Annotated in this window: 21 protein-coding genes and 2 pseudogenes; 17 read left to right on the forward strand and 6 right to left on the reverse strand. The window is 63.6% G+C overall.

The window, feature by feature from the left end; genetic code table 11:
- Nucleotides 1-56: 56 nt before the first annotated feature.
- The gene (argH, locus tag AC07PQ_RS16365) at nucleotides 57-1,451 is read right to left on the reverse strand and encodes an argininosuccinate lyase (RefSeq protein ID WP_493185898.1); all 1,395 of its coding nucleotides are present in this window, start codon (nucleotides 1,449-1,451) and stop codon (nucleotides 57-59) included.
- 191 nt (nucleotides 1,452-1,642) lie between these two features.
- On the opposite strand from argH, the pseudogene AC07PQ_RS16370 reads away from it, so the two are divergent.
- The 8 genes and pseudogenes from AC07PQ_RS16370 to AC07PQ_RS16405 all read left to right on the forward strand — a co-directional run.
- Nucleotides 1,643-2,047 (forward strand): annotated as a pseudogene (locus tag AC07PQ_RS16370) (sensor histidine kinase); the annotation flags it as partial.
- Complete coding sequence (locus tag AC07PQ_RS16375; protein ID WP_016703190.1) at nucleotides 2,044-2,790, forward strand: LytR/AlgR family response regulator transcription factor; 747 nt, start codon at nucleotides 2,044-2,046, stop codon at nucleotides 2,788-2,790. The pseudogene AC07PQ_RS16370 and the gene AC07PQ_RS16375, both read left to right, overlap by 4 nt.
- 140 nt (nucleotides 2,791-2,930) lie before the next feature.
- The gene (hemC, locus tag AC07PQ_RS16380; protein WP_007926692.1) at nucleotides 2,931-3,872 is read left to right on the forward strand and encodes a hydroxymethylbilane synthase; all 942 of its coding nucleotides are present in this window, start codon (nucleotides 2,931-2,933) and stop codon (nucleotides 3,870-3,872) included.
- The gene (locus AC07PQ_RS16385; RefSeq protein WP_007926693.1) at nucleotides 3,869-4,636 is read left to right on the forward strand and encodes a uroporphyrinogen-III synthase; all 768 of its coding nucleotides are present in this window, start codon (nucleotides 3,869-3,871) and stop codon (nucleotides 4,634-4,636) included. The genes hemC and AC07PQ_RS16385 overlap by 4 nt, the downstream gene beginning before the upstream one ends.
- A gap of 17 nt (nucleotides 4,637-4,653) precedes the next feature.
- The gene (locus tag AC07PQ_RS16390) at nucleotides 4,654-5,793 is read left to right on the forward strand and encodes a uroporphyrinogen-III C-methyltransferase (protein WP_007926694.1); all 1,140 of its coding nucleotides are present in this window, start codon (nucleotides 4,654-4,656) and stop codon (nucleotides 5,791-5,793) included.
- Nucleotides 5,790-7,028 carry a heme biosynthesis protein HemY gene (locus tag AC07PQ_RS16395; RefSeq protein WP_493185899.1) on the forward strand — a complete coding sequence of 413 codons (1,239 nt, stop codon included), beginning with the start codon at nucleotides 5,790-5,792 and terminating at the stop codon, nucleotides 7,026-7,028. The genes AC07PQ_RS16390 and AC07PQ_RS16395 overlap by 4 nt, the downstream gene beginning before the upstream one ends.
- Nucleotides 7,029-7,192: 164 nt before the next feature.
- Nucleotides 7,193-7,714 carry a disulfide bond formation protein B gene (locus tag AC07PQ_RS16400; RefSeq protein ID WP_007926696.1) on the forward strand — a complete coding sequence of 174 codons (522 nt, stop codon included), beginning with the start codon at nucleotides 7,193-7,195 and terminating at the stop codon, nucleotides 7,712-7,714.
- A 208-nt stretch (nucleotides 7,715-7,922) separates the two neighbouring features.
- The gene (locus AC07PQ_RS16405) at nucleotides 7,923-8,381 is read left to right on the forward strand and encodes an Rsd/AlgQ family anti-sigma factor (protein ID WP_007926697.1); all 459 of its coding nucleotides are present in this window, start codon (nucleotides 7,923-7,925) and stop codon (nucleotides 8,379-8,381) included.
- Nucleotides 8,382-8,443: 62 nt separating this feature from the next.
- Here AC07PQ_RS16405 and AC07PQ_RS16410 read toward each other — a convergent pair whose 3' ends face one another.
- Nucleotides 8,444-9,109 carry an FKBP-type peptidyl-prolyl cis-trans isomerase gene (locus AC07PQ_RS16410; protein WP_493185900.1) on the reverse strand — a complete coding sequence of 222 codons (666 nt, stop codon included), beginning with the start codon at nucleotides 9,107-9,109 and terminating at the stop codon, nucleotides 8,444-8,446.
- Nucleotides 9,110-9,302: 193 nt separating this feature from the next.
- Between AC07PQ_RS16410 and AC07PQ_RS16415 the strand changes: the two genes are divergently transcribed.
- A complete protein-coding gene (locus tag AC07PQ_RS16415; protein WP_493185901.1) occupies nucleotides 9,303-10,484 on the forward strand; it encodes an AlgP family protein in 1,182 nt (393 codons plus the stop codon).
- Here AC07PQ_RS16415 and AC07PQ_RS16420 read toward each other — a convergent pair.
- Nucleotides 10,481-10,945 carry a TIGR02444 family protein gene (locus AC07PQ_RS16420; protein ID WP_493185902.1) on the reverse strand — a complete coding sequence of 155 codons (465 nt, stop codon included), beginning with the start codon at nucleotides 10,943-10,945 and terminating at the stop codon, nucleotides 10,481-10,483. The two genes, AC07PQ_RS16415 and AC07PQ_RS16420, sit on opposite strands and share 4 nt — an antisense overlap.
- Before the next feature lie 50 nt (nucleotides 10,946-10,995).
- Here AC07PQ_RS16420 and AC07PQ_RS16425 point away from each other — a divergent pair, with 50 nt between their 5' ends.
- The 5 genes from AC07PQ_RS16425 to AC07PQ_RS16445 all read left to right on the forward strand — a co-directional run bounded on the left by AC07PQ_RS16425 (nucleotide 10,996) and on the right by AC07PQ_RS16445 (nucleotide 17,074).
- Nucleotides 10,996-12,906 carry an ATP-binding cassette domain-containing protein gene (locus tag AC07PQ_RS16425; RefSeq protein WP_007926703.1) on the forward strand — a complete coding sequence of 637 codons (1,911 nt, stop codon included), beginning with the start codon at nucleotides 10,996-10,998 and terminating at the stop codon, nucleotides 12,904-12,906.
- The gene (locus tag AC07PQ_RS16430; RefSeq protein WP_493185903.1) at nucleotides 12,906-13,487 is read left to right on the forward strand and encodes a mechanosensitive ion channel domain-containing protein; all 582 of its coding nucleotides are present in this window, start codon (nucleotides 12,906-12,908) and stop codon (nucleotides 13,485-13,487) included. Before AC07PQ_RS16425 ends, AC07PQ_RS16430 begins: the two co-directional genes overlap by 1 nt.
- A gap of 238 nt (nucleotides 13,488-13,725) precedes the next feature.
- On the forward strand, nucleotides 13,726-14,358 hold the full coding sequence (locus AC07PQ_RS16435) for a LysE family transporter (RefSeq protein ID WP_007926706.1): 633 nt from the start codon (nucleotides 13,726-13,728) through the stop codon (nucleotides 14,356-14,358).
- Between the two features lie 259 nt (nucleotides 14,359-14,617).
- Nucleotides 14,618-16,516 carry an FTR1 family protein gene (locus tag AC07PQ_RS16440; protein WP_007926707.1) on the forward strand — a complete coding sequence of 633 codons (1,899 nt, stop codon included), beginning with the start codon at nucleotides 14,618-14,620 and terminating at the stop codon, nucleotides 16,514-16,516.
- A gap of 102 nt (nucleotides 16,517-16,618) precedes the next feature.
- On the forward strand, nucleotides 16,619-17,074 hold the full coding sequence (locus tag AC07PQ_RS16445) for a YaiI/YqxD family protein (RefSeq protein ID WP_053263065.1): 456 nt from the start codon (nucleotides 16,619-16,621) through the stop codon (nucleotides 17,072-17,074).
- Nucleotides 17,075-17,121: 47 nt separating this feature from the next.
- Here AC07PQ_RS16445 and elbB read toward each other — a convergent pair whose 3' ends face one another.
- Nucleotides 17,122-17,790 carry an isoprenoid biosynthesis glyoxalase ElbB gene (elbB, locus tag AC07PQ_RS16450; RefSeq protein ID WP_007926709.1) on the reverse strand — a complete coding sequence of 223 codons (669 nt, stop codon included), beginning with the start codon at nucleotides 17,788-17,790 and terminating at the stop codon, nucleotides 17,122-17,124.
- Nucleotides 17,791-17,988: 198 nt separating this feature from the next.
- On the opposite strand from elbB, the pseudogene AC07PQ_RS16455 reads away from it, so the two are divergent.
- Nucleotides 17,989-18,457: pseudogene (locus AC07PQ_RS16455) on the forward strand (sterol desaturase family protein); the annotation flags it as partial.
- Here AC07PQ_RS16455 and AC07PQ_RS16460 read toward each other — a convergent pair.
- Nucleotides 18,438-19,070 (reverse strand): DedA family protein, encoded by a 633-nt coding sequence (locus AC07PQ_RS16460; protein ID WP_007926712.1) that lies wholly within the window; start codon nucleotides 19,068-19,070, stop codon nucleotides 18,438-18,440. The pseudogene AC07PQ_RS16455 and the gene AC07PQ_RS16460 overlap by 20 nt on opposite strands.
- 207 nt (nucleotides 19,071-19,277) lie before the next feature.
- On the opposite strand from AC07PQ_RS16460, the gene hemB reads away from it, so the two are divergent.
- Both hemB and ppk1 read left to right on the forward strand, forming a co-directional pair.
- On the forward strand, nucleotides 19,278-20,291 hold the full coding sequence (gene hemB / locus AC07PQ_RS16465) for a porphobilinogen synthase (RefSeq protein ID WP_007926714.1): 1,014 nt from the start codon (nucleotides 19,278-19,280) through the stop codon (nucleotides 20,289-20,291).
- An 18-nt stretch (nucleotides 20,292-20,309) separates the two neighbouring features.
- Complete coding sequence (gene ppk1, locus AC07PQ_RS16470) at nucleotides 20,310-22,529, forward strand: polyphosphate kinase 1 (protein ID WP_007926716.1); 2,220 nt, start codon at nucleotides 20,310-20,312, stop codon at nucleotides 22,527-22,529.
- 101 nt (nucleotides 22,530-22,630) lie between these two features.
- Here ppk1 and ppx read toward each other — a convergent pair whose 3' ends face one another.
- The gene (gene ppx, locus AC07PQ_RS16475) at nucleotides 22,631-24,133 is read right to left on the reverse strand and encodes an exopolyphosphatase (RefSeq protein ID WP_007926717.1); all 1,503 of its coding nucleotides are present in this window, start codon (nucleotides 24,131-24,133) and stop codon (nucleotides 22,631-22,633) included.
- Nucleotides 24,134-24,151 lie beyond the last annotated feature (18 nt).

A 24,151-nucleotide genomic window follows, 5' to 3' on the forward strand; every position in this document is an offset into this window, starting at 1 on the left:
GCTGACTGCGGGCAAGCCACGCTCTTAGCAGGAGCGTGGCTTGCCCGCGCTAGCTTTTAGCGGCTGCTCAGCAACGCCTGGCCGCGAACCACCGCCGCCTTGACTTGAGCCGGGGCCGTGCCGCCGATGTGGTCACGGGCGTTGACCGAGCCTTCCAGGGTCAGCACGGCAAATACGTCCTGGTCGATCTGGTCGCTGAACTTGCGCAGTTCCTCCAGGCTCATTTCCGCCAGGTCCTTTCCGGTCTCCACGCCATACTTCACGGCGTGGCCGACGATCTCGTGGCAATCGCGGAATGGCAGGCCACGGCGCACCAGGTAGTCCGCCAGGTCGGTGGCGGTGGAGAAACCGCGCAGTGCCGCTTCGCGCATCATCGCGTGCTTGGGCTTGATTGCCGGGATCATGTCGGCGAAGGCCCGCAGCGAGTCGCGCAGGGTGTCGGCGGCGTCGAACAGCGGTTCCTTGTCTTCCTGGTTGTCCTTGTTGTAGGCCAGGGGCTGGCCCTTCATCAGGGTCAACAGGCCCATCAGGGCGCCGAACACGCGGCCGCTCTTGCCACGAACCAGCTCCGGAACGTCCGGGTTTTTCTTTTGCGGCATGATCGAGCTGCCGGTGCAGAAACGGTCGGGCAGATCGATGAACTGGAACTGCGCGCTGGTCCACAGCACCAGCTCTTCGGAGAAGCGCGACAGGTGCATCATGGCCACGCTGGCGGCGGCGCAGAACTCAATGGCGAAATCGCGATCAGACACATTGTCCAGCGAGTTGCCGCCGACGGCGTCGAATCCCAGCAACTGGCAGGTCATCTCGCGGTCGATCGGGTAGGTGGTGCCAGCCAGCGCGGCGCTGCCCAGCGGCATGCGGTTGGTGCGCTTGCGGCAATCGACCAGGCGCTCGTAGTCACGGCTGAGCATCTCGAACCAGGCCAGCATGTGATGACCGAAGGTCACAGGCTGCGCGGTTTGCAGGTGAGTGAAGCCCGGCATGATGGTGCCGGCTTCGCGCTCGGCCTGTTCCAGCAGGCCTTTTTGCAAGCGGGTGATTTCCGCCAGGATCAGATCGATTTCGTCGCGCAGCCACAGACGGATATCGGTGGCCACCTGGTCGTTGCGGCTGCGGCCGGTGTGCAGCTTCTTGCCGGTGACGCCGATGCGGTCGGTCAGGCGTGCTTCGATGTTCATGTGCACGTCTTCCAGATCGACGCGCCAGTCGAAGGTGCCGGCCTCGATTTCGCCCTGGATGGTTTTCAGGCCGTCGATGATGCTGTCGCGTTCGGCATCGGTCAGTACGCCGACCTTGGCCAGCATGGTGGCGTGGGCGATCGAGCCCATGATGTCGTGACGATAGAGGCGCTGGTCGAAAGTGACGGAGGCGGTGAAGCGGGCGACGAAGGCGTCGACGGGCTCACTGAAGCGGCCGCCCCAGGACTGATTGGTCTTGTCAGTGCTCATGAATTCGCTCGTGATCGGCTGGAAGGGAAATGAGGTGAAAAGTTGCCGCGGATAATAACAGGGTTGCCAATCCCGTAGCTGGCACCGGTCGGCAGGTTTTTATTTCTGCCATGGGGGCCGCGGGCGCTTGTCGCCGACCTCGGGCGCGCAGAGACTAGGCGAGCGACGGCGGGGTGCGAGGAGTGATGTAACGATATTTATCGATAGAGCAATATCGTCTTGGCAACCGTCTACAGTTGGACTGAAGGAACAGCGCAATCCCGGATGTTTCATCGAGTCTGGTCGCTGATCACGCAACCGTTGTCGCATGCGCTCCGGTCCCGCCGCCACCTCGCGATTCGCGAGGGAGGCGGTCGGGGTGGAAGCCGACTATAAGAGAGGGGGTGTTTGTGTCCTGTATCAGCAGTCCCCATGACCATGTCGTGCAGTGGCGGGCCTTGAACGGTATCGAGCAGGCCCGGGTAAATAATGGTGCCCGTCGTGGGGCACTTTTTGGCCCTCGCACTAGTCTTAGCGTGGATCGCCGTGACGGACGTCACTTCACCTGTCTACGCTATCCTTGTGCGAGACTCACGCAGGAATCCAGCGCAATATGAATGTCCTGATCGTTGATGACGAACCCCTAGCCCGCGAGCGACTGAGCCGCATGGTCAGTGAGCTTGAGGGATACAGTGTCCTGGAGCCCAGCGCCACCAATGGCGAAGAGGCATTGGCCCTGATCGACAGCCTGAAGCCGGATATCGTGCTTCTCGACATCCGCATGCCGGGTCTCGATGGCCTGCAGGTTGCCGCCCGTTTGTGTGAGCGCGAAGCGCCGCCAGCCGTGGTGTTTTGTGCCGCCCCTGATGAATTCGCCCTCGAGGCTTTTGATGTCAGCGAGGTAGGTCACCTGCTCAAACCGGTGCGTTCCGAGCATCTGCTCGAGGCGCTGAAAAAGGCCGACCGCCCCAACCGGGTCCAGCTGGCGGCCCTGACCCGGCCTGCCGCGGAAAGCGGCAGCGGCCCTCGCAGCCATATCAGTGCGCGGACCCGCAAAGGCATCGAGCTGATCCCGCTGGATCAGGTCGTCTATTTCATTGCCGACCACAAATATGTGACCTTGCGCCATGAAAGCGGCGAAGTCCTGCTGGACGAACCCCTGAAGGCGCTGGAAGACGAGTTTGGCGAGCGCTTCGTGCGCATCCATCGCAACGCCCTGGTGGCCCGTGAACGCATCGAACGCCTGCAGCGTACGCCGCTGGGGCATTTCCAGCTGTTCCTCAAAGGTCTCAATGGTGATGCGTTGATCGTCAGCCGACGGCATGTGGCCGGCGTGCGCAAGATGATGCAGCAGCTCTAGATCCGGGCGGCCGGGCGGGTCATGCGCCCCGCCCGCAATGTTCCTGCAGCCAGGGAGGGGCTGTAGTTCCTGATACAAGTCAAAGCTGATTTGGCTGAGCTGTTATCATCTGCCGTATTTTCATCAGTACGGATTGATCCATGTCCTCTCGCGAAATCCGCATCGCTACCCGCAAAAGTGCCTTGGCCTTGTGGCAAGCCGAATACGTCAAAGCTCGTCTGGAAGCCGCTCACCCGGGGTTGATCGTGACGCTGGTGCCCATGGTCAGTCGCGGCGACAAGCTGCTCGACTCGCCGTTGTCGAAAATCGGCGGCAAGGGACTGTTCGTCAAGGAGCTGGAAACCGCGCTGCTGGAAAACGAAGCGGATATCGCCGTGCATTCGATGAAAGACGTGCCCATGGACTTCCCTGAAGGCCTGGGCCTGTTCTGCATCTGCGAGCGTGAAGACCCGCGCGATGCCTTTGTCTCCAATACCTATTCCAGTCTTGACGACCTGCCCGTGGGCAGCGTGGTGGGCACCTCCAGCCTGCGTCGCCAGGCGCAGTTGCTGGCTCGTCGTCCGGACCTGCAGATCCGCTTCCTGCGCGGCAACGTCAATACTCGCCTGGCCAAGCTCGACGCCGGTGAGTACGACGCCATCATCCTGGCCGCTGCGGGCTTGATCCGTCTTGGCTTCGAAGATCGCATCAGCTCTTCGATCAGCGTCGACGACAGCCTTCCGGCTGGCGGCCAGGGTGCGGTGGGCATCGAATGCCGCACAGCCGACAGCGAGATCCATAAGCTGCTGGCGCCACTGCATCATGTCGATACCGCGGATCGAGTCACCGCCGAGCGGGCCCTCAACAAGCATCTGAATGGCGGCTGCCAGGTACCGATCGCCTGCTATGCGGTGCTCGAAGGCGATCAGCTGTGGCTGCGTGGCCTGGTCGGCGAGCCGAGCGGCGGTGTGCTGCTCAGCGCCGAGGCCCGTGCTCCACGTAGCGCGGCGGCGGCGCTCGGCGTGCAGGTCGCGGAGGATCTGCTGGCCCAGGGCGCCGACGATATTCTGCGCGCGGTCTATGGCGAGGCTGGCGAAGAGTGAGCGACTGGCGTGTGCTGCTGACCCGGCCCACGGACGAGTCGGCGCTGCTGGCTGAGGTTCTGGGCGAAGCGGGGGTGTTCAGCAGCAGCCTGCCATTGCTGGAAATCCAAGCCCTGCCTGTTGGCGATACCCAGCGCGCCAAAGTGCTTGATCTGCACTTGTACTGTGCGGTGATCGTGGTCAGCAAGCCGGCCGCGCGAATGGCCGTGCAACTGCTCGAGCAGTTCTGGCCGCAGCCGCCGAGCCAGCGCTGGTTCAGTGTGGGCGCCGGCACGGCGCAGGTTCTGGCCGATCACGGCCTGGATGTTTTTTTCCCCGAGCAAGGCGATGACAGCGAAGCCTTGCTTGAACTTCCCCAGTTGCGCGAGGCTATTGCCCGGCCCGGCCCGCGGGTGCTGATCGTGCGCGGGGAGGGTGGCCGCGAGCTGCTGGCTGAGCGTTTGCGCGGCCAAGGTGCTAGTGTCGATTATCTAGAGTTGTACCGCCGCGACCTACCGCGCTATGCCGACGGGGTCCTGATGCAACGCATCCGAGCTGAACGCTTGAATGGGCTGGTGGTCAGCAGTGGGCAGGGTTTCGAGCACTTGCAGCAGTTGGCCGGCGAGGCCTGGCCACAGGTGGCGCGGCTGCCGTTGTTTGTACCGAGCCCCCGGGTCGCCGAGATGGCGCGTGCCGCCGGGGCCAAGAAAGTTGTGGATTGTCGTGGCGCCAGCGCCGCGGCCTTGCTAACGGCGTTACGGGAGCAACCCGTGCCCGTTCTCTAAACGCAAAGGATGGATACGTGAGCGAAACAGCCTTGCCTAAAGATGATGTCCAGCCGGTAATCGATGCACCGGCTGAACCCGCAACCCCTGCTCCGCAGCGCCGTGGCAACGGGTTGGCGATCCTCGCCCTGCTGCTGGGGGCGGCCGGCGTCGCTGCCGGCGGCTGGGGTGTCTGGCAGGTGCGCAGCCTGCAGGCCAACAATCAACAGCAGTTGGGGCAGTTGCAGGCCCTCGGTGATGAGGCGCAGAGCCTGAAGCTCAACGAGCAGCGCCTGACGGCTCGCCTGGAGCAGTTGCCGGCGGCCGATGAGCTGGAAGAGCGCCGCCGTCTGGTCGCGCAGTTGCAGGGTGACCAGCAGCGACTCAATCAGAAGCTCGAGAGCGTGCTGGGAGCCAGCCGCAAGGACTGGCGTCTGGCCGAGGCGGAACATCTGTTGCGTCTGGCCAGCCTGCGTCTTTCGGCCTTGCAGGACATCAGCAGCGCCCAGGCCCTGGTGCAGGGGGCCGACGAGATCCTGCGCGAGCAGAACGATCCCGGTTCTTTCGCCGCGCGCGAACAGCTGGCCAAGAGTCTTGCGGCCCTGCGCAGTACCGAACAACCGGATCGCACCGGGCTGTTCCTGCAACTGGGCGCACTGCGCGACCAGGTGACCGAACTCACCGAGCTGGCCCCCGAGTACCGCGACCGTGGCGATTCGTTGCTGGGCCTGACCGCCGACGGTGACGGCGCCAGCCGCTGGGCGCAATGGTGGGATCAGATCTCGCGTTACATTCGTATCGACTTCAACGCGGACAAGAATGTGCGGCCGCTGCTCGCCGGGCAAAGCCTGACGCAGGTGCGCCTGGCCTTGAGCCTGGCCCTGGAGCAGGCGCAATGGGCGGCCCTGAACGGCCAGGCGCCGGTGTACACCCAGGCCCTGGCGGAAGCTCGCGACGTGTTGAAGGGCAACTTCAATCAGGACAACCCGCAGAGCAAACTCATGCTCGAGCGCGTGTCCGAACTGAGCAAACAGCCGGTCACCGTGCAGACGCCGGACCTGGCCAAGACCCTGAGCGCCGTTCAGGCCTACCTGGAGCGACGCAACCTGAGCGCTGAAGAGTCGGTGAAACCACTGGCCAAACCTGCTGCGAATGCCCCGCAGGAGACCAGCCCATGAAGCGCCTGTACGTGATTCTGTTCCTGGTGATCGCCGCCTCGGGATTGCTGGGGTTGGCGATTGCCGAGCATTCCGGGTACATCCTGATTGCCTACGACAGCTTCCGTTATGAGTCGAGCCTGTGGGCGACCCTGGCGCTGGTCGCGGTGATCTGGCTGGTGATCTGGGGTATCAAGGCACTGATCGAACTGGTGATGGCCTCCAGCGGCGTGGTCAATCCCTGGTCGCGGCGCAACCGCAGCCGTCGCGTGCAGATTGCCATCGAACAAGGCCAGATGGATCTTGCCGAGGGCCGCTGGGCCAGCGCCCAGAAGCACTTGCATCGTGCCGCAGAAGCCGAGCGCCAGCCTCTTTTGTACTACCTCGGCGCGGCGCGGGCGGCGAACGAGCTGGGAAACTACGAGCAGTGCGACAGCCTGCTGGAGCGTGCCCTCGAGCGCCAGCCCCAGGCTGAGTTGGCGGTGGCCTTGAGTCATGCCCAACTGCAGACCGATCGCGGTGATACCGAAGGCGCCCTGAGTACCCTGCAAGCCATGCACGAGCGTCATCCGCACAGTGTCCAGGTGCTGCGGCAGTTGCAGCGTCTGCACCAGCAGCGGGGCGATTGGTCGGCGGTGATCCGCCTGCTGCCCGAGCTGCGCAAGGACAAGGTCCTGCCCGCCAACAAACTGGCCGAGCTGGAACGTCGGGCCTGGGGCGAGAACCTGACCCTCGCGGCACATCGCGAAGAGGACGGTACGGTCGGCCTGCAATCGCTCAACCGCGCTTGGCAGCAACTGACCGCGGCTCAGCGTCAGGAACCGCAGCTGGTGCTGGCCTACGCCGAGCAACTGCGGCAATTGGGCGCCGGGGCCGAGGCCGAAGAAGTGCTGCGCGTCGCTCTCAAACGCAAGTACGACAGCCATCTGGCGCGGCTTTACGGCTTGCTGCGGGGCAGTGACCCGGCGCGGCAACTGCAGTTCGCCGAGCAGTGCCTCAAAGACCACCCGAACGACCCGAGCCTGCTGCTGACCCTGGGCCGCCTGTGCCTGCAAACCAGTCTCTGGGGCAAGGCGCGGGACTACCTGGAAAGCAGCCTGCGCCTGCAGCGCAACCCTGAAGCCTGTGCCGAGCTGGCCCGGTTGCTGGCACAGCTGGGCGATACCGAGCGCAGCAACCAGCTGTTCCAGGAAGGTCTGGGGCTGTTGGACGAGCGCCTCCTGGCATCGCCGCTGCCGGTGCCCGCCAGGGTATAAACCCGCAAGGCTGGGCCGTCCACGGAGGGGCGGCCCGTCCCGCGACTCCCTCCCGATCTGGCCTCTGTGCCGGTTTGCCGCGCTCGATCTTGTCATGGCGCGCCTTGAAAGGGCCGAGCGCTTTCTCTACCGTGGCAGCCTGTTTCTTCCGTTGTGGATACACCATGTCGCTGGCCGGCTCACGCTTGCTGTTCTCCCTTGTGTTTTTTACCGGTGCCTTGGCCCTGTGGGCTTCGTTTCACCTGGAGTTCGGGGTTGGGCTCGAGCCTTGCCTGTTGTGGGTGGCGCAACGTTTCTTCGCGTTGCTGTTGACCTCGATCAGCCTGGTCGCGGCCCTGCAGGGGCCACAATACCCGGCGAGTGCCCTGTATTGGCTGCTGGAACTGCTCTGCAGCCTGGCGGGTGTCGTTACGGCAGGGCGCCATGTGTTATTGCAGAACATTCCTTCGGATCAGTTGCTGGCGTGCTTGCCGGACATGCCGTTCATGCTCGGCAACCTGTCCTGGGGGCGTGCCTTGCAGCTGGTTTTCACCGGGACCGCGCAGTGCGCGGAGGTCACCTGGACGTTGCTGGACATGAGTGCCGCGGAGTGGAGCCTGCTGTTTTTCATCGCTGTGATGATTTTGAGCGCCTATCGTCTGGCGCGGCTTCTACCATGGGGCCGGCGCAGGGCGGCCGCGACCTGAGTCGTCGATTTGCGATGGGGCGCAAGATTAAACACTTGTATGAACTTTATCTCCTGCGTACCTTGAAGCGGCTGTCGAGCGGGCATAATCTGGCCCGCACGTGTCACCGCAATTACGTTGCTCGATGCTGTTCTGCCTGGCCGAATGCTGATGTTCAGTCCAGTGGCGGATTCAGAGCGGCATGACCCATAAGGGAAGAGAGATCGCCATGCTCGAAAGTTGTCAGAATGCTCAGGAACGCTGGGGTGGAGTGCATCTGCTGATCGATCGCTGGTTGCAGGAGCGTCACGAACTGGTTCGGGCCTATGATGCTCTCGGCGCGGAGCCTGAGACGCTGGCTGAAAATCGACAGCCGCTGCAGGAGTTCTGCGCAATCCTGGTGGACTACGTCTCCGCCGGCCACTTTGAAATCTACGAGCAGTTGACTGGCGAGGCCAAGGCCTTCAATGATCAGCGCGGGCTCGAACTGGCCGAAACCATTTATCCACGGATTGATGTCATCACTGAAAAGCTGCTGGCGTTCAACGATCTGTGCGACGAAGGAAAATGCGTGGCGGAGAAATTCAAGGAGCTGGGTGGTCTGCTGCATGAACGCTTCGAGCTGGAAGATTGCCTGATCGAAGTGCTGCACAACGCTCACAAGGAAGAGGCCGCCGTTCAGGCCTGACTTGCAGCGAAAGCTTTACCGAAACGGTGCGCATTGCGCACCGTTTTTCGTTTCTGCTCCCCCTAACCGGTAGCCCCCAGCAGCTCGATTTCAAACACCAGTGGCGTGTAAGGCGCGATCAGGTCGCCCGCGCCATCGGCGCCGTAAGCCTGGGCCGAAGGAATCACCAGGCGCCACTTCGCCCCCGTCGGCATCTGCTGTAAGGCGCTGCGCCATCCGGCAATCACACTGTCCAGGCGAAACCACTGCGGCTGCTGATTCTGATCGAACACCGTGCCATCAGGCAGGCGTCCGGTGTAGCGAACCTGTACCGAACCATTGGCTCCCGGCCGTACTCCGTCGCCGGGTGCCAGCTCGGTCAGCAGGATGCCGTTCTCCAGTTCGCGTACGCCCGGCTTGGCCTTTTCGGCCGAGAGAAAACGCTGTTCGTTTTCCAGCGCCACTTCGATTCGCGGCTTGTCCGCTTGCTCGCCGACCTGTGCTTCATGCTGGGTGAGGATCTGTTCGATACGCTCGTCCTTGAGTGCCAGGGGCTTGCCTTGGTAGGCCTGTTTCAAGCCCTCCACCAATGCCTGGATCTGCAGGTCCGGCACCTCCTGGCGCAGGCGTTCACCGAGGCTGGCGCCCAGGCTGTAGGCGAGATCGTGAGCATCGTTTTTCTGCGAATCTTCGGCGGCCTGAGCCAGTGGCAACAACACACACAAGGATAAAAAAAGGTAACGCGACATGGGCGTTCTCCGGCCTGAGACGAGGGGGATTATGCCAGCGTGGATGTGGCGGCTGGTGAGTAACTTTCTTGTGTGCGAAGAACATTTTCGATCCTCTGCAACGCATGGCATTCGATACTGTCAACATGCCCTAGCGGCGGTAGCAGCAGAGGTCTAGTATGAGCCGCAACTCACGTCAGCCAGGAGGTAAACCATGTCGGCCAATAAGAAGCCTGTAAATACTCCGTTGCATTTGCTCCAACAGCTTTCGAGCAGCCTGCTCGAACATTTGGAAAACGCTTGTTCCCAAGCCTTGGCTGATGCTGAAAAACTGCTCGCCAAACTGGAAAAGCAACGCGGTAAGGCACAGGAAAAACTGCACAAATCGCGCACCAAATTGCAGGACGCCGCGGCGGCCGGCAAGGCCAAGGCACAAGCCAAAGCCAAGGACGCAGTGAAAGAACTTGAAGACCTGCTCGATGCACTCAAGGCACGTCAATCCGAAACCCGCGCCTACATTCTGCAACTCAAGCGCGACGCTCAGGAAAGCCTGAAACTGGCCCAGGGCGTCGGTCGTGTGAAAGAAGCCGCAGCCAAGGTGCTGAGCACTCGCTCCACCAAACCGGTCGCCGCTCCAGCACAGAAAGCCGCAGCCAAGCCGGCGGCAAAAGCCCCGGCCAAACCTGCCGCTAAAGCACCGGCAAAAGCTGCCAGCAAACCGGCTGCCAAACCTGCCGCCAAGCCAGTGGCAAAAACCGCCGCAGCCAAACCTGCAGCTGCCAAGCCAGCGGCTAAACCGGCTGCTGCAAAAGCACCTGCAAAACCTGCTGCCAAACCCGTTGCGAAAACGGCGGCTGCCAAACCGGCTGCAGCGAAACCCGCTGCCAAGCCAGCAGCAAAACAAGCGGCCAAACCCGCCGCCAAGCCAGCGGCTAAAACCGCAGCGGCCAAGCCTGCTGCTGCCAAGCCAGCGGCTAAACCGGTAGCGGCAAAAACTGCTGCGAAGCCGGCCGCCAAACCGGCTGCGGCCAAAGCTCCGGTGAAGGCAGCAGCGAAACCCGCGGCCAAACCGGCAGCTAAACCTGCAGCAGCCAAACCAGCGGCTTCCACTGCCGCCAAGCCAGCAGCCGCTAAACCGGCTGCAGCAAAACCAGCCGCCAAGCCTGCGGTGAAACCTGCTGCCAAGCCGGCTGCAAAACCTGCCGCGAAGAAGCCAGTCGCCGCCAAGCCTGCTGCTGCCAAACCGGCCACCGCTCCAGCGGCCGCCAAACCAGCCACCCCGGCAACTCCGGCAACTAAGCCGGCGGCACCGGTCTCTTCGCCAGCTCCAGCGGCGACTGCTGCGCCAGCTCCGACTGCCGCTCCCGCCAGCACTACGCCAACCAGCGCTTCCTAAGCGCCGGTCACCGCGACGCGCAGCGCCTGCAGCGCGTCGCGGTTGAGGTTGGCGGCTTCGGCCGCCAGTCCTTCCAGCCAGTCCGTCAGATCCTGCGTTTCACCCTTCGACCATTCTCCCGCCAGCGCCTCCAGGCGCAGCAGCAGTTGCCGCTCGGCCTCCAGTTCCAATGCCTTGACCTGTTCGCGCAAGACCGTCAGTTCCGGATCCGCGCTCGCGGCCGGGCGCCATTGCGTGCGCAGTTGGCGTAGCGGCCTGACGACTTGGTCGTGCCAGGGCTGGCCCAGGGTTCGCAGCTGTTGCAGGCGCTGCGAAGTGCAGGCCACCCCGCGTGCGCCGAGCCAGGCCGCGCAGAGTAGAAGGCAGACATTGGCCCCGGCCGCCTGAAGGTTCAGGCAGGCTTCTTCGACGCCCGGGCGGGCGTAGGTCTTGAGGGTGAAGCTCCACAGGTCAGAGGACATAGTGCTACTCGCGCCAGTTGCGAACGAAGCTGGTAGACTCCGCCGCCATTATGATTCGACTTCAGAACCTGACTTTACAGCGTGGTCCGCAACGTCTGCTAGAAGACGCCGAGCTGACCCTGCACGCCGGCCAGAAAGCCGGCCTGATCGGTGCCAACGGCGCCGGAAAATCCAGCCTGTTCGCCTTGCTGCGTGGCGAGTTGCACCCGGATTCGGGCGACTGCTTCCTGCCCGCCGACTGGCGCATCGCCCATATGCGCCAGGAGGTCGATACCCTCGAGCGGCTGGCGGTCGACTACGTGCTCGATGGCGACCTGCGCCTGCGCCAGGTGCAGCGTGAGCTGGCCGCCGCCGAAGCGGCCCATGATGGTGCGGCCCTGGCGCGCCTGCATGCCGAGCTGGACAGCGCCGACGGTTATACCGCCGACGCCCGGGCGCGCAAGCTGCTGGCCGGCCTGGGTTTCAGCAACGAGCAGATGGACCGCCAGGTCGGCGACTTCTCCGGTGGCTGGCGGATGCGCCTGAACCTGGCTCAGGCGCTGATGTGCCCGTCGGATCTGCTGTTGCTCGACGAACCGACCAACCACTTGGACCTCGATGCGATCCTCTGGCTGGAGGACTGGCTCAAGGGCTACCCCGGCACCTTGCTGCTGATTTCCCATGACCGCGATTTCCTCGATGCCGTGGTCGACCATGTGGCTCACGTCGATCAGCGCAAGATCACCCTCTATCGCGGTGGCTACAGCGCCTTCGAGCGCGCCCGTGCCGAACGCCTGGCGCAACAGCAGCAAGCCTACGAGAAGCAGCAGGCGCAACGCGCGCATATGGAAAAGTACATTGCGCGCTTCAAGGCCCAGGCCACCAAGGCCCGCCAGGCCCAGAGCCGGATCAAGGCCCTGGAGCGGATGGAAGAGTTGTCCGCCGCCCACGTCGACTCGCCGTTCGACTTCGTTTTCCGCGAGTCGGAAAAGATCTCCAGCCCGCTGCTCGACCTGTCCGATGCCCGTCTGGGTTACGGCGAGAAGACCGTGCTGGAGAAGGTCAAGCTGCAACTGACCCCGGGTGCGCGCATCGGTCTGCTCGGCCCCAACGGTGCGGGCAAGTCGACCCTGATCAAGAACCTCTCCGGCGAGCTGTCGCCGCTGGGCGGTCGCCTGACCCGCGGCGAGAACACCGTGGTCGGTTATTTCGCCCAGCACCAGCTGGACTCGCTCGATGCCAAGGCCAGCCCGTTGCTGCATTTGCAGCGCCTGGCGCCGACCGAGCGCGAGCAGACCCTGCGCGACTTCCTCGGTGGTTTCGACTTCCGCGGCGCGCGTATCGACGAGCCGGTGCTGAATTTCTCCGGTGGCGAAAAGGCGCGCCTGGCCCTGGCTCTGATTGCCTGGGACCGCCCGAACCTGCTGCTGCTCGACGAACCGACCAACCACCTGGACCTGGAGATGCGCCTGGCCCTGACCATGGCCCTGCAAGAGTTCAGCGGCGCGGTGCTGGTGGTCTCCCACGACCGTCACCTGCTGAAAAGCACCACCGACAACTTCTACCTGGTGGCCGACGGCAAGGTCGAAGAGTTCGACGGCGACCTGGACGACTACGCGCGCTGGCTGGTGGACTACCGCCAGCGCAACGCGCCGGTCAGCACGACCACGGTCAACCCGGACAAAACCGACAAGAAGGCCCAGCGCCAGGCTGCCGCGGCCCTGCGCCAGCAGCTGGCCCCGCACAAGCGCGAAGCCGACAAGCTGGAAACCGAGCTGGGCAAGGTCCACGAGCGGCTGGCGAAAATCGAAGCCAGCCTCGGCGACAGTGGTATCTACGAAGCCGCGCGCAAGGATGAGTTGCGTGATCTGCTGGCCGAGCAGGCCAAGCTGAAGGTGCGCGAAGGCGAACTGGAAGAGGCCTGGATGGAAGCCCTGGAACTGCTGGAAAGCATGCAGGCGGAACTGGAAGCCTTGTCCTGATGGAAGCGTTCAAGCTGCCTGTGCCTATCACGTGGGTCGAGCCGCTGTGGGTCACCGTGCAAATCCTGCTGATCCTGCTGGCTGGCTACGTCACCCAGCGGTTTGTCGCGCGCTGCCTGACCCGCCTGGGTGAACGTTACCCGTTCCCGCCGCAGTTGCTGATGCCGCTGCGCGGCGGCTTGCGCTGGCTGATCATGGGCAGCGCGCTGATCTTCGTCCTGGAGCGGCTCGGGGTGTCGGCGACGGTGCTCTGGACTGCCCTGTCCGGTTTTGTCGCCGTGGCTGCGGTGGCCTTCTTCGCCATGTGGAGTGTGCTGTCCAACCTGCTCTGCGCCATCCTGATCTTCACCGTGGGCCCGTTCCGCATCGGCGATGTGGTCGAACTGGTGGATACCCTCGACAAACCTGGCATCAAGGGCCGGGTGGTGGCAATCAACCTGCTGTACACCTCGTTGATCGAGGCCGAGGAAGCCGGCACCGGCGGCGTCATGGTGCAAGTGCCCAACAGTCTGTTCTTCCAGCGTTCGGTGCGCCGCTGGCGCGGTAGCGATGCGCTGTCGATAAGCTCCGGCGAGAAATAGTCCTGCTGCGCCGTCTCTGTAGCCGCTGCCGAGCATCGCAAGGCTGCGATCGGCTGCGATGCAGACGTGCTCTTGAGATCGCAGGAAGCTCCTGCGTGTCGAGCGCGACCCCGGCCTATCGCAGCCTTCGGCAGTGGCTACAGTTGGCCGGCGATGCCTGTCCGACAAAAATCTATGGTCATCCGCCCGCCGGCGCATTAGCTTAGGCGTCTACGACGAATTCGAGCCGAGGTGTGCGATGGTTCTTGAGACATGGCTGGCGTTTTTTGCCGCCTGCTGGGTGATCAGCCTTTCCCCGGGGGCCGGCGCGATTGCGTCGATGTCCTGCGGTCTGCAATACGGTTTCTGGCGCGGTTACTGGAACGCCCTGGGCCTGCAACTGGGCCTGGCCATGCAGATTGCGATTGTCGCCGCCGGCGTGGGGGCGATTCTCGCGGCATCCTCGACCGCCTTTTACGCGATCAAATGGTTCGGCGTGGCTTACCTGGTTTACCTCGCGGTCAAACAGTGGCGCGCGCTGCCCAGCGACCTGAGCGACGACGCCGCGATCCGGCCGATCGGCAAACCCCTGGCGCTGGTGTTCCGCGGGTTCCTGGTCAACATCAGCAACCCCAAGGCTCTGGTGTTCATGCTGGCGGTCCTGCCGCAGTTCATCGATCCCCACGCACCGCTGGTGAAGCAGTACCTGATCCTCGGCGCGACCATGATTGCCGTCGACCTGATCGTCATGGCCGGCTACACCGGCCTGGCCTCCAAGGTCCTGCGCCTGCTGCGCACGCCGACCCAGCAACGGCGCATGAACCGCACCTTCGCCGGCCTGTTCCTCGGCGCCGCCGGGTTGCTGGCGACCATTCGCAAAGCGCCGGTCTAAGAGGCTGGTCACATAAAAAGGCGCCCATCGAGGGCGCCTTTTTTGTGCGTGCGCCTCAGGGAAACCGCGAGCATGAACCCGTCCCGGCCGCGCCCGGATTTATTTCATCTTTGTTCAGGAAGCCCCGGACCCCAGGTGATTCAAGGCTTTGGCCCGGCATCAGGAACCACGGCGCCTGGGTGTCTGTATGACAGAGCTTGAGTGAAACTCATTGGAAGTGAACAATGTGTTACTTCGTATTTCCATTTGAGATTCGTTCATGACTGCCCCCTCCCGTTTCCTGGCGTGGCTCGTGCTGCCGGTATTGGCCCTGTGCAGCGCCAACCTGCTGGCGGACACTGTAGAAGGCGCGCCCAAGGCGCTGCACCTGCTCGACTACATTGGCGCGGACTACCCTCCGACGGTCGAGGCGGGCAAGGTCATTGACGACTCCGAGTACCGTGAACAGGTCGAGTTTCTCGGCGTGTTGCAGGGGCTGGTCGCCGATTTGCCGGCCAAGCCGGAGAAGGCCGAGCTGGAGCAGGGCATCGCCAGCCTGAACGACGCGGTCAAGGCCAAGGCGGACGGCGCCCTCGTCGCCCGTCAGGCACGGCAGCTGGGCGCCAAGCTGGCGGTGGCCTATGAGGTCAGCCAGGCGCCGATCATCACCCCGGATCCGAGCCGTGGCGCGCCTTTGTATGCCCAGCATTGCTCGGTGTGTCACGGCGACACCGGTGCCGGCGATGGCCCGGCTGGGGTCGGCCTGACGCCGCCACCGGCCAACCTGCGGGATGCGGCGCGCACGGATCACTTGAGCCTCTACGCGATCTACAACACCCTCGGCCTGGGCGTCGAAGGCACCGACATGCCGTCTTTCGCCGATCAGCTGGATGACCGCCAGCGCTGGGACTTGGCGACCTATATCGCCGGCTTCACTGCCGACCCGGCCGCGGCGAAGGGTGACAAGAGCTACAACCTCGCCGACCTGGCCCGCCAGACCCCAAGCGAAGTGCAGGCCGCCGAAGGGCCGCAGGCCGCGGCCACCTTCCGTGCCCAGCGCGCCCAGCCGCCACAGGTCAAGCGCGGCCCGGCGCAACTGCTCGACTACACCGCCTCGACCCTGGACAAGAGCCTGGCCGCCTACCGCGCCGGTGACCGCGAACAGGCCTACGACCTGTCGGTGGCGGCGTACCTGGAAGGCTTCGAGCTGGTGGAAAGCTCCCTCGACAACGTCGATGCCAATGTGCGCAAGGACACCGAGAAAGCCCTGATGGCCTACCGTCAGGCGCTGCAGGACGGCTTGCCGGCAGAGCAGGCCGGGCAGCGCCTGGATGCCGCCAAGGCCAAGCTGAAAGAGTCGGCGGGCCTGCTGGGCAGCGATGGCCTGAGCTGGTCCCTGAGCTACATTTCCGGCCTGCTGATCCTGCTGCGCGAAGGCCTGGAAGCGATCCTGGTGCTGGCGGCGATCCTGGCCTTCCTGCGCAATACCGGCCAGCAATCGGCGGTGCGCAGCGTCAACGTCGGTTGGGGGCTGGCGTTGCTGGCCGGCCTGGCGACCTGGGCGCTGGCGGCGTATGTGATCGATGTCAGCGGCTCCCAGCGCGAGTTGCTGGAAGGCGCCACGGCCTTGTTCGCCAGTGTCATGGTGCTGTGGCTCGGCGTGTGGATGCACGACCGCCGGCACGCAGCGGCCTGGCAGGACTACATCAAGAGCAGCCTGGTGGGCGGTGGCGGCCGTTTTGGTTTTGCGGTGCTGGCGTTCTTCTCGGTCTATCGCGAGCTGTTCGAAGTGATCCTGTTCTACGAAACCCTGTGGCTGCAGGCCGGCCCGGCGGGCCATAACGCAGTGCTGGCCGGCGGCGCCACGGCGCTGGTGCTGCTGGTCGGCCTGGCCTGGGTGATCCTGCGCGGTTCGGCCAAGCTGCCGCTGGCCCTGTTCTTCGGCATCAACGCGGCGTTGCTGTGCGCCTTGTCGGTGGTGTTTGCCGGGCATGGCGTCAAGGCGCTGCAGGAGGCTGGAATCTTCGGTACGCGGCCGGTGGCGTTCTTCGACTTCGACTGGCTGGGCATTCACGCCGATGCCTACTCGCTGACGGCCCAGGCAGTGGCGATCGTGGCGATCATCGTGCTCTACAGTCGCAGCCGCATCGCCGAGAAACGGCGGACCCAGGTTTCCTGAGGCATCCGTTTCGCTCATTATCGCGGGCAAGCCGCGCGCCCACAGTTCATCGAGATCTGTAGGCGCGCGGCTTGCCCGCGATGCTTTCAGAGGAATAACCCAATGCGTGTCTGGATCGATGCCGACGCCTGCCCCAAGGCGGCGAAGGATCAGGTGGTGAGGTTTGCCCTCAAGCGCCAGTTCGAGCTGGTGTTGGTGGCGGGGCAGCCGCAGATCAAGCCGGCCTTTGCCTGCGTCAAGCTGATCGTGGTGCCCAGCGGCCCGGATGCGGCTGACGATTATCTGGTGGAACACGCGGTGCCGGGCGAACTGGTGATCTGCAGCGATGTGCCCCTGGCCGACCGGCTGGTGAAGAAGGGCGTCGCCGCCCTCGACCCGCGGGGCAAGGAGTTCGATGCGCAGAACATGGGCGAACGGCTGGCGGTGCGTAACCTGTTTACCGATCTGCGCGAGCAGGGGCAGGTCGGTGGCGGGCAAGGCGCTTATGGGGATCGTGAGAAGCAGGCCTTTGCCAATGCCCTGGACCGGATCCTGACGCGGCTGGCGCGTCAGGCCTGACAATTCCCGCGAGGCGAGGGCGTTTGCCGCTCGCCACGGCTTTTGGGTTACTCGTCGTTTTCGTGGGTCAGTTCCAGCACCCGATCCACCAGCTTATTGATTCCGGCCGCGGCTTCGCTGATGGACTGCGCGAGCATGTAGGCCGGGGTGCTGACCAGCTTGCGCGCCTTGTCCTCGATGATGTCGCCGACGGTGCACTCTGCATGGGTCGCACCCATCTTGCTGACGGCGGCCGCGGTGTCGGCGTCGTTGCCGATGGTGCAGGTGACGCCCGGGCCGTAGATCTTCGCCGCCAACGCTGGCGAGATGCAGATCAGGCCCACTGGCTTGCCGGCTTCGGCGAAGGCTTCGGTCAGCGCCAGGACATCCGGCTGGACCGTGCAGCCGGCCCCTTCCACGGCGAAGTTGGAAAGGTTTTTCGCCGCGCCAAAACCGCCAGGCACGATCAGTGCGTCGAAGTCTTCAGCGTTGGCCTCGCGGATGTCTTTGACCTGGCCGCGGGCGATGCGCGCCGATTCCACCAGGACATTGCGCGATTCGGGCATCTCTTCGCCGGTCAGGTGGTTGATCACATGCAGCTGGGCGATGTTCGGGGCGAAGCACTGCACCTGGGCGCCACGCTGGTCCAGGCGCAGCAGGGTGATGACGCTTTCATGGATCTCGGCACCGTCATAGACGCCACAGCCGGAAAGGATCACTGCAACTTTTTTGCTCATGGTTTTTTCTCCAGATTCATGGCGTTAAATGTCCACTAATTTGTCGCCCGTTGCCATAGGGTTATCCCGCCGCCCGACCTAATCTTCGATCAGGATTGCGATCAGGCCGTGTGATGAATTTCATTCTGTATGTGGTGCCGTTCTTCTTCGTGCTGATAGTCCTCGAGCTGCTGGCCGACCGCTGACAGGGGGAACAACTATCGGGTCGCGGACGCTCTCTACATGGATCGCAACTACGACGGCGTGTTCATTATTTGGGACCGGCTGTTCGGCACCTTTCAGGAGGAGGACGACAACGAGCCGGTGGTCTTCGGCGTCACCGCGCCCCTGGCCAGCTGGAACCCGGTGTGGGCCAATTTGCAGTTCTATGCCCGGTTGCTGATGATGCGCGGTGTATGCGGCTCTTGGCAGCTACCTGATGAACCTGGGCGACAGCCTGCCTGTCGCGACCCTGATGCTGGGCTGGAGCGCCATGGCCTTTGGTCTGTTCGTATTGGGGGTGGCGCTGGAGAATCGCCCGTGGGCGCTGAAGAGGGAGCTGCTGCGGCTGGCGTCGAACCTGCCGCTGGTGTGGCTGGCGCCTCTGGTCGGCCTGATCAGTTACAGCCTGCTCAGTGGCATTGCGCTTTACTGCTGCCGGGGTCGTCTTACTCGACTGGCGTCTTAGACTTGCAGCAATCGCTCTGCTCGTTCTGCTTGACCTGTTCGGCTTCGTAGATCGCCTTGGCCAGTCGCGCATTCTTGAAGCGGCGGCGCAGCCACAGGGCAAAACCCAGGACCAGCAAGGCGCCGAGCACCCACAGTTCGTACTTCTTGATGCTGCCCAGCATGCCTTCGAGCACGGCGCCGAAGTGATAGGCCGCGGCGGCCAGGGCAGCGGCCCAGATCGCCGCGCCAATGCCGTTGAGCAACAGATAACGTCCCGGCGGATATCCCGACAGGCCGATGGCCACCGGCATCACGGTGCGCAGGCCGTAGACGAAGCGGAAACTCAGCACCCAGATGTCCGGATGCTTGCGGATATGCTCCAGCGCCCGATCGCCCATCAATTGCCAGCGCGGTTTGCGCGCCAGCAGCTTGCGCCCGTGCTTGCGTCCCAGGAAGTACCACAGCTGGTCGCCGGCATAGCTGCCGAAGAACGCCACGACCACCACCAGGTTGATGTCCATGTATCCGCGAAACGCGAGGAAGCCGGCCAGGACCAGGATGGTCTCGCCTTCGAAGAATGTGCCGAGAAAGAGGGCGAAGTAGCCGAATTCCTGAAGAAATTGTTGGAGCATTGTCTGGATGCTGGCGAAATGAACGCGCAGCCTAACCCTTCGGGCCCATGGAGGAAAGTATCCAAATGTGTCTCGACGTGAACAAATGCTGGCTGGACAATAGCTGCGACTACCGGTCACAGGGTTAAGCACAACTGTCATCCGTTCGTCATAATGGGCGCTTATAACTGTCACGCTCGCCCGCTTGTGCGGGCTCAGGAGTCTGTCGTGAGCTTTACCCCAGCCAACCGTTTGTTTCCCGCCACTCGCCTGCGTCGCAATCGCCGTGATGATTTTTCTCGTCGCCTGGTGCGTGAAAACGTCCTGACCACCGATGACCTGATCCTGCCGGTATTTGTGCTCGACGGTGAGAATCGTCGGGAAGCGGTGGCCTCGATGCCGGGCGTCGAACGCCTGACCATTGACCTGTTGCTGGAGGAAGCGGCGAAGTGGGTCGAGCTGGGGATTCCCGCGCTGGCGTTGTTCCCGGTGACCCCGGCGGATCTCAAGTCGCTGGACGCCGCCGAAGCCTGGAACCCGGAAGGCATTGCCCAGCGCGCCACCCGCGCGCTGCGTGAGCGTTTCCCTGAACTGGGGGTGATCACCGACGTGGCGCTCGACCCGTTCACCACCCACGGTCAGGACGGTATCCTCGACGAAGAAGGCTATGTGCAGAACGACATCACCGTCGATGCACTGGTCAAGCAAGCCCTGTCCCATGCCGAAGCCGGCGCCCAGGTGGTCGCGCCTTCGGACATGATGGACGGCCGCATCCAGGCGATCCGCGAAGCCCTGGAGCTGGCTGGCCACGTCAACGTGCGGATCATGGCCTATTCGGCCAAGTACGCCAGCGCCTATTACGGTCCGTTCCGCGATGCGGTCGGCTCGGCGCTGAACCTGGGCAAGGCCAACAAGGCCTCCTACCAGATGGACCCGGCCAACAGCCACGAAGCCCTGCATGAAGTGGCCGCCGACCTCGCCGAAGGCGCGGACATGGTCATGGTCAAGCCGGGCATGCCGTACCTGGACATCCTTTTGCGGGTCAAGGATGAATTCAAGGTGCCGACCTTTGTCTATCAGGTCAGCGGCGAATACGCCATGCACATGGCGGCGATCCAGAATGGCTGGTTGAGCGAAGGGGTTATTCTCGAATCCTTGACCGCCTTTAAACGCGCGGGTGCCGATGGCATCCTGACTTACTTTGCCGTTCGTGCTGCTCAATTGTTACGAGAGCAAAAATAGCCCTCCCAGGAACACGCGATGAATACCGAAGGACTCACTGAAGTTGCCGTAAAAGAAGCTCAACCCGTGGTCGAGCAGGTCGTTGAAACACCACCGGAGCTGGAAGCCCCGCCGGTGCAAGCGGACGCACCGCATGTGGCGATGCCGACCCTGGTCATCCCGAGCCTGGATGACAGCAGCCTGTATATCCATCGCGAGCTGTCGCAACTGCAGTTCAACATCCGCGTGCTGGAACAGGCGCTGGATGAGTCCTATCCGCTGCTGGAGCGCCTGAAGTTCCTGCTGATCTTCTCCAGTAACCTGGACGAGTTCTTCGAGATCCGCGTCGCCGGCCTGAAGAAGCAGATCACCTTCGCCCGTGAACAGGCCGGTGCCGATGGCCTGCAGCCGCACCAGGCCCTGGCGCGCATCAGCGACCTGGTGCACGGTCATGTCGACCGCCAGTACGCGATCCTCAACGACATCCTGTTGCCGGAGCTGGAGAAACATCAGGTCCGCTTCATCCGTCGCCGTTACTGGACCACCAAGCTCAAGACCTGGGTCCGTCGTTACTTTCGCGACGAGATCGCGCCGATCATCACCCCGATCGGTCTCGACCCGACCCACCCGTTCCCGCTGCTGGTGAACAAGAGTCTGAACTTCATCGTCGAACTCGAAGGGGTCGACGCCTTCGGTCGCGATTCCGGCCTGGCGATCATCCCGGCGCCGCGCCTGCTGCCGCGGATCATCAAGGTGCCGGAAGAAGTCGGCGGCCCTGGCGACAACTATGTGTTCCTCTCGTCGATGATCCACGCCCACGCCGATGACCTGTTCCAGGGCATGAAGGTAAAGGGCTGCTATCAGTTCCGCCTGACCCGCAACGCCGACCTGGCGGTGGACACCGAGGACGTCGAAGACCTGGCCCGCGCCCTGCGCGGCGAGCTGTTCTCCCGTCGTTACGGCGATGCGGTGCGTCTGGAAGTGGCCGACACCTGCCCGAAACACCTGTCCGACTACCTGCTCAAGCAGTTCAACCTGAGCGAGACCGAGCTGTACCAGGTCAACGGTCCGGTGAACCTGACGCGCCTGTTCAGCATCACCGGCCTGGACAGCCACCCGGAGCTGCAATACACGCCGTTCACCCCGCAGATTCCCAAGCTGTTGCAGAACAGCGAGAACATCTTCAGCGTCATCAGCAAGCAGGACATCCTGCTGCTGCATCCGTTCGAGTCCTTCACCCCGGTGGTCGACCTGCTGCGTCAGGCGGCCAAGGATCCGCACGTGCTGGCGGTGCGCCAGACCCTGTACCGCTCCGGCGCCAACTCGGAAATCGTCGATGCGCTGGTGGATGCGGCGCGTAACGGCAAGGAAGTCACCGCGGTGATCGAGCTGCGCGCGCGCTTCGACGAAGAGTCCAACCTGCAACTGGCCAGCCGCCTGCAAGCGGCCGGCGCGGTGGTGATCTACGGCGTGGTCGGCTTCAAGACCCACGCCAAGATGATGTTGATACTGCGGCGCGAAGCCGGCGAGATCGTGCGCTACGCCCACCTGGGCACCGGCAACTACCACGCTGGCAACGCCCGCCTGTACACCGACTACAGCCTGCTGACCTCCGACGACGCTTTGTGCGAAGACGTCGGTAAGCTCTTCAGCCAGTTGATCGGCATGGGCAAGACCCTGCGCATGAAGAAGCTGCTGCACGCGCCCTTCACCCTGAAGAAGGGCATGCTCGACATGATTGCCCGGGAGACCCAGTTCGCCCTGGACGGCAAGCCGGCGCATATCATCGCCAAGTTCAACTCGCTGACCGATCCGAAGATCATCCGCGCGCTGTACAAGGCCAGCCAGTCGGGCGTGCGCATCGACCTGGTGGTGCGGGGCATGTGCTGCCTGCGTCCGGGGATCGCCGGCGTGTCGCACAACATCCATGTGCGCTCGATCATCGGCCGCTTCCTGGAGCACACCCGGGTGTTCTACTTCCTCAATGGCGGCGAGGAGCAGATGTTCCTGTCCAGCGCCGACTGGATGGAGCGCAACCTCGACAAGCGCGTCGAGACTTGCTTCCCGGTCGAGGGCAAGAAGCTGATCCTGCGGGTCAAGAAGGAGCTGGAAAGTTATCTCACCGATAACACCCACAGCTGGAGCCTGCAGTCGGACGGTCGCTACATCCGCAACACCCCGACCGGCAACCAGAACCCGCGCAGCGCCCAGGCCACCCTGCTGGAGCGCCTGAGCAACCCGGTGCTGGCGGTGCGCTGAGCCCGGGGCTTATTCAGCCCATGAAAAAGCCGGCTTGCCGGCGATGGTGCCCTTTGGAAGGAGCCCATCGCCGGCAAGCCGGCTTTTTTGTGCGGGGCGTTTCAGTGCACGTTGAGGGTGATCCCGACCCGGGTCAGCCATTCCGCTTCCAGGGCGAAGTCGGCCTGGGTCAGCTGGTTCTCGTCGAGCCAGTTTGCCGGGAACATCACCTCCAGGCTGTCGCCGGCGGCGTGCAGCTTCACCTGGGGCATTTCCTGGGTGCCGCGGATGTGGTGGAACAGGATGGCGAAACGCAGCAGCACGCACAGGCGGATCAGCTTGCTGCCTTCCTCGCCGAATTCGGCGAACTTGTCCTTGGGAATGTTGCGGCGGTGACCGCGTACCAGTAGCGCGAGCATTTGCTGGTCTTCGCGGGAGAAGCCGGCGAGGTCGGAGTGCTCGATCAGGTAGGCGCCGTGCTTGTGGTAATGGTAGTGGGCGATATCCAGGCCCACTTCATGGACCTTGGCGGCCCAGCCCAGCAGTTCGCGCCAGACGCCGTCCTCCAGGTCCCAGTCCTCGGCCACCTGGTCGAAGGCGTGGAGCGCCTTGCGCTCGACCCGAGCGGCCTGTTCCAGGTCGACGTGATAACGCTCCATCAACGAACCCAGGGTGCGCTCGCGCACGTCTTCGTGGTGATGACGGCCCAGCAGGTCGTAGAGCACGCCTTCACGCAGGGCGCCTTCGCAATGGTCCATGCGCTGCAGTTCGAGGGCGTCGAAGATGGCTTCGAGAATCGCCAGGCCGGCGGGGAAGATCGCCCGGCGATCCGGCTTGATGCCTTCGAAGTCGATTTTCTCGGCATCGCCCAGCTTGAACAGCCGACGCTTGAGCCAGGCCAGGCCTTCGGCGTTGACTTCGCCACTGCCGTGGCCGCCGGCCTTGAGCGCCAGGCCAATGGCGCGGATGGTGCCCGAGGAGCCGATGGCTTCATCCCAGGTCAGGCGATGCAGGGCGTGTTCGATGCTCATGATTTCCAGGCGCGCCGCGGTGTAGGCCTGGGCGTAGCGCGCCGGGGTGATCTTGCCGTCGCGGAAGTAGCGCTGGGTGAAGCTGACGCAGCCCATCTGCAGGCTTTCGCGCAGCAGCGGCTCGAAGCGCTGGCCGATGATGAATTCGGTACTGCCGCCGCCGATGTCGGCGACCAGGCGCTTGCCCGGGGTATCGGCGAGGGTATGGGACACGCCCAGGTAGATGAGGCGGGCCTCTTCACGACCGGAGATGACTTCCACCGGGTGGCCGAGGATTTCCTCGGCGCGGCGGATGAATTCGCCGCGGTTGCGGGCTTCGCGCAGGGCGTTGGTGCCGACGATGCGCACCGCGCCCAGGGGCATGCCGTTGATCAGTTGGGCGAAGCGCTTCAGGCAATCGAGCCCGCGTTGCATGGATTCTTCGTTGAGCTGACGGTCTTCGTCGATCCCGGCGGCCAGCTGAACCTTTTCACCGAGCCGCTCGAGAATGCGGATTTCATTATGGTGAGCCTTGGCCACGACCATGTGAAAGCTGTTGGAGCCCAGGTCGATGGCGGCGATCAGGGACAGATTCTTGGCTTGGGATTGCGGCATGGTTTGGGGGTCTCGGTC

The sequence above is a fragment of the Pseudomonas sp. GW821-FHT09E12 genome, assembly GCF_059416085.1.

What these genes read in the sequence shown, in the direction of transcription:
- AC07PQ_RS16440 (WP_007926707.1), top strand. Translation starts at nt 14,618, where the DNA reads ATGACTGCCCCCTCCCGTTTCCTGGCGTGGCTCGTGCTGCCGGTATTG.
- argH (WP_493185898.1), bottom strand. Translation starts at nt 1,451, where the DNA reads ATGAGCACTGACAAGACCAATCAGTCCTGGGGCGGCCGCTTCAGTGAG.
- ppx (WP_007926717.1), bottom strand. Translation starts at nt 24,133, where the DNA reads ATGCCGCAATCCCAAGCCAAGAATCTGTCCCTGATCGCCGCCATCGAC.
- AC07PQ_RS16425 (WP_007926703.1), top strand. Translation starts at nt 10,996, where the DNA reads ATGATTCGACTTCAGAACCTGACTTTACAGCGTGGTCCGCAACGTCTG.
- elbB (WP_007926709.1), bottom strand. Translation starts at nt 17,790, where the DNA reads ATGAGCAAAAAAGTTGCAGTGATCCTTTCCGGCTGTGGCGTCTATGAC.
- AC07PQ_RS16445 (WP_053263065.1), top strand. Translation starts at nt 16,619, where the DNA reads ATGCGTGTCTGGATCGATGCCGACGCCTGCCCCAAGGCGGCGAAGGAT.
- hemC (WP_007926692.1), top strand. Translation starts at nt 2,931, where the DNA reads ATGTCCTCTCGCGAAATCCGCATCGCTACCCGCAAAAGTGCCTTGGCC.
- AC07PQ_RS16415 (WP_493185901.1), top strand. Translation starts at nt 9,303, where the DNA reads ATGTCGGCCAATAAGAAGCCTGTAAATACTCCGTTGCATTTGCTCCAA.
- AC07PQ_RS16435 (WP_007926706.1), top strand. Translation starts at nt 13,726, where the DNA reads ATGGTTCTTGAGACATGGCTGGCGTTTTTTGCCGCCTGCTGGGTGATC.
- AC07PQ_RS16405 (WP_007926697.1), top strand. Translation starts at nt 7,923, where the DNA reads ATGCTCGAAAGTTGTCAGAATGCTCAGGAACGCTGGGGTGGAGTGCAT.
- AC07PQ_RS16410 (WP_493185900.1), bottom strand. Translation starts at nt 9,109, where the DNA reads ATGTCGCGTTACCTTTTTTTATCCTTGTGTGTGTTGTTGCCACTGGCT.
- AC07PQ_RS16460 (WP_007926712.1), bottom strand. Translation starts at nt 19,070, where the DNA reads ATGCTCCAACAATTTCTTCAGGAATTCGGCTACTTCGCCCTCTTTCTC.
- AC07PQ_RS16395 (WP_493185899.1), top strand. Translation starts at nt 5,790, where the DNA reads ATGAAGCGCCTGTACGTGATTCTGTTCCTGGTGATCGCCGCCTCGGGA.
- AC07PQ_RS16430 (WP_493185903.1), top strand. Translation starts at nt 12,906, where the DNA reads ATGGAAGCGTTCAAGCTGCCTGTGCCTATCACGTGGGTCGAGCCGCTG.
- ppk1 (WP_007926716.1), top strand. Translation starts at nt 20,310, where the DNA reads ATGAATACCGAAGGACTCACTGAAGTTGCCGTAAAAGAAGCTCAACCC.
- AC07PQ_RS16400 (WP_007926696.1), top strand. Translation starts at nt 7,193, where the DNA reads ATGTCGCTGGCCGGCTCACGCTTGCTGTTCTCCCTTGTGTTTTTTACC.
- AC07PQ_RS16420 (WP_493185902.1), bottom strand. Translation starts at nt 10,945, where the DNA reads ATGTCCTCTGACCTGTGGAGCTTCACCCTCAAGACCTACGCCCGCCCG.
- AC07PQ_RS16375 (WP_016703190.1), top strand. Translation starts at nt 2,044, where the DNA reads ATGAATGTCCTGATCGTTGATGACGAACCCCTAGCCCGCGAGCGACTG.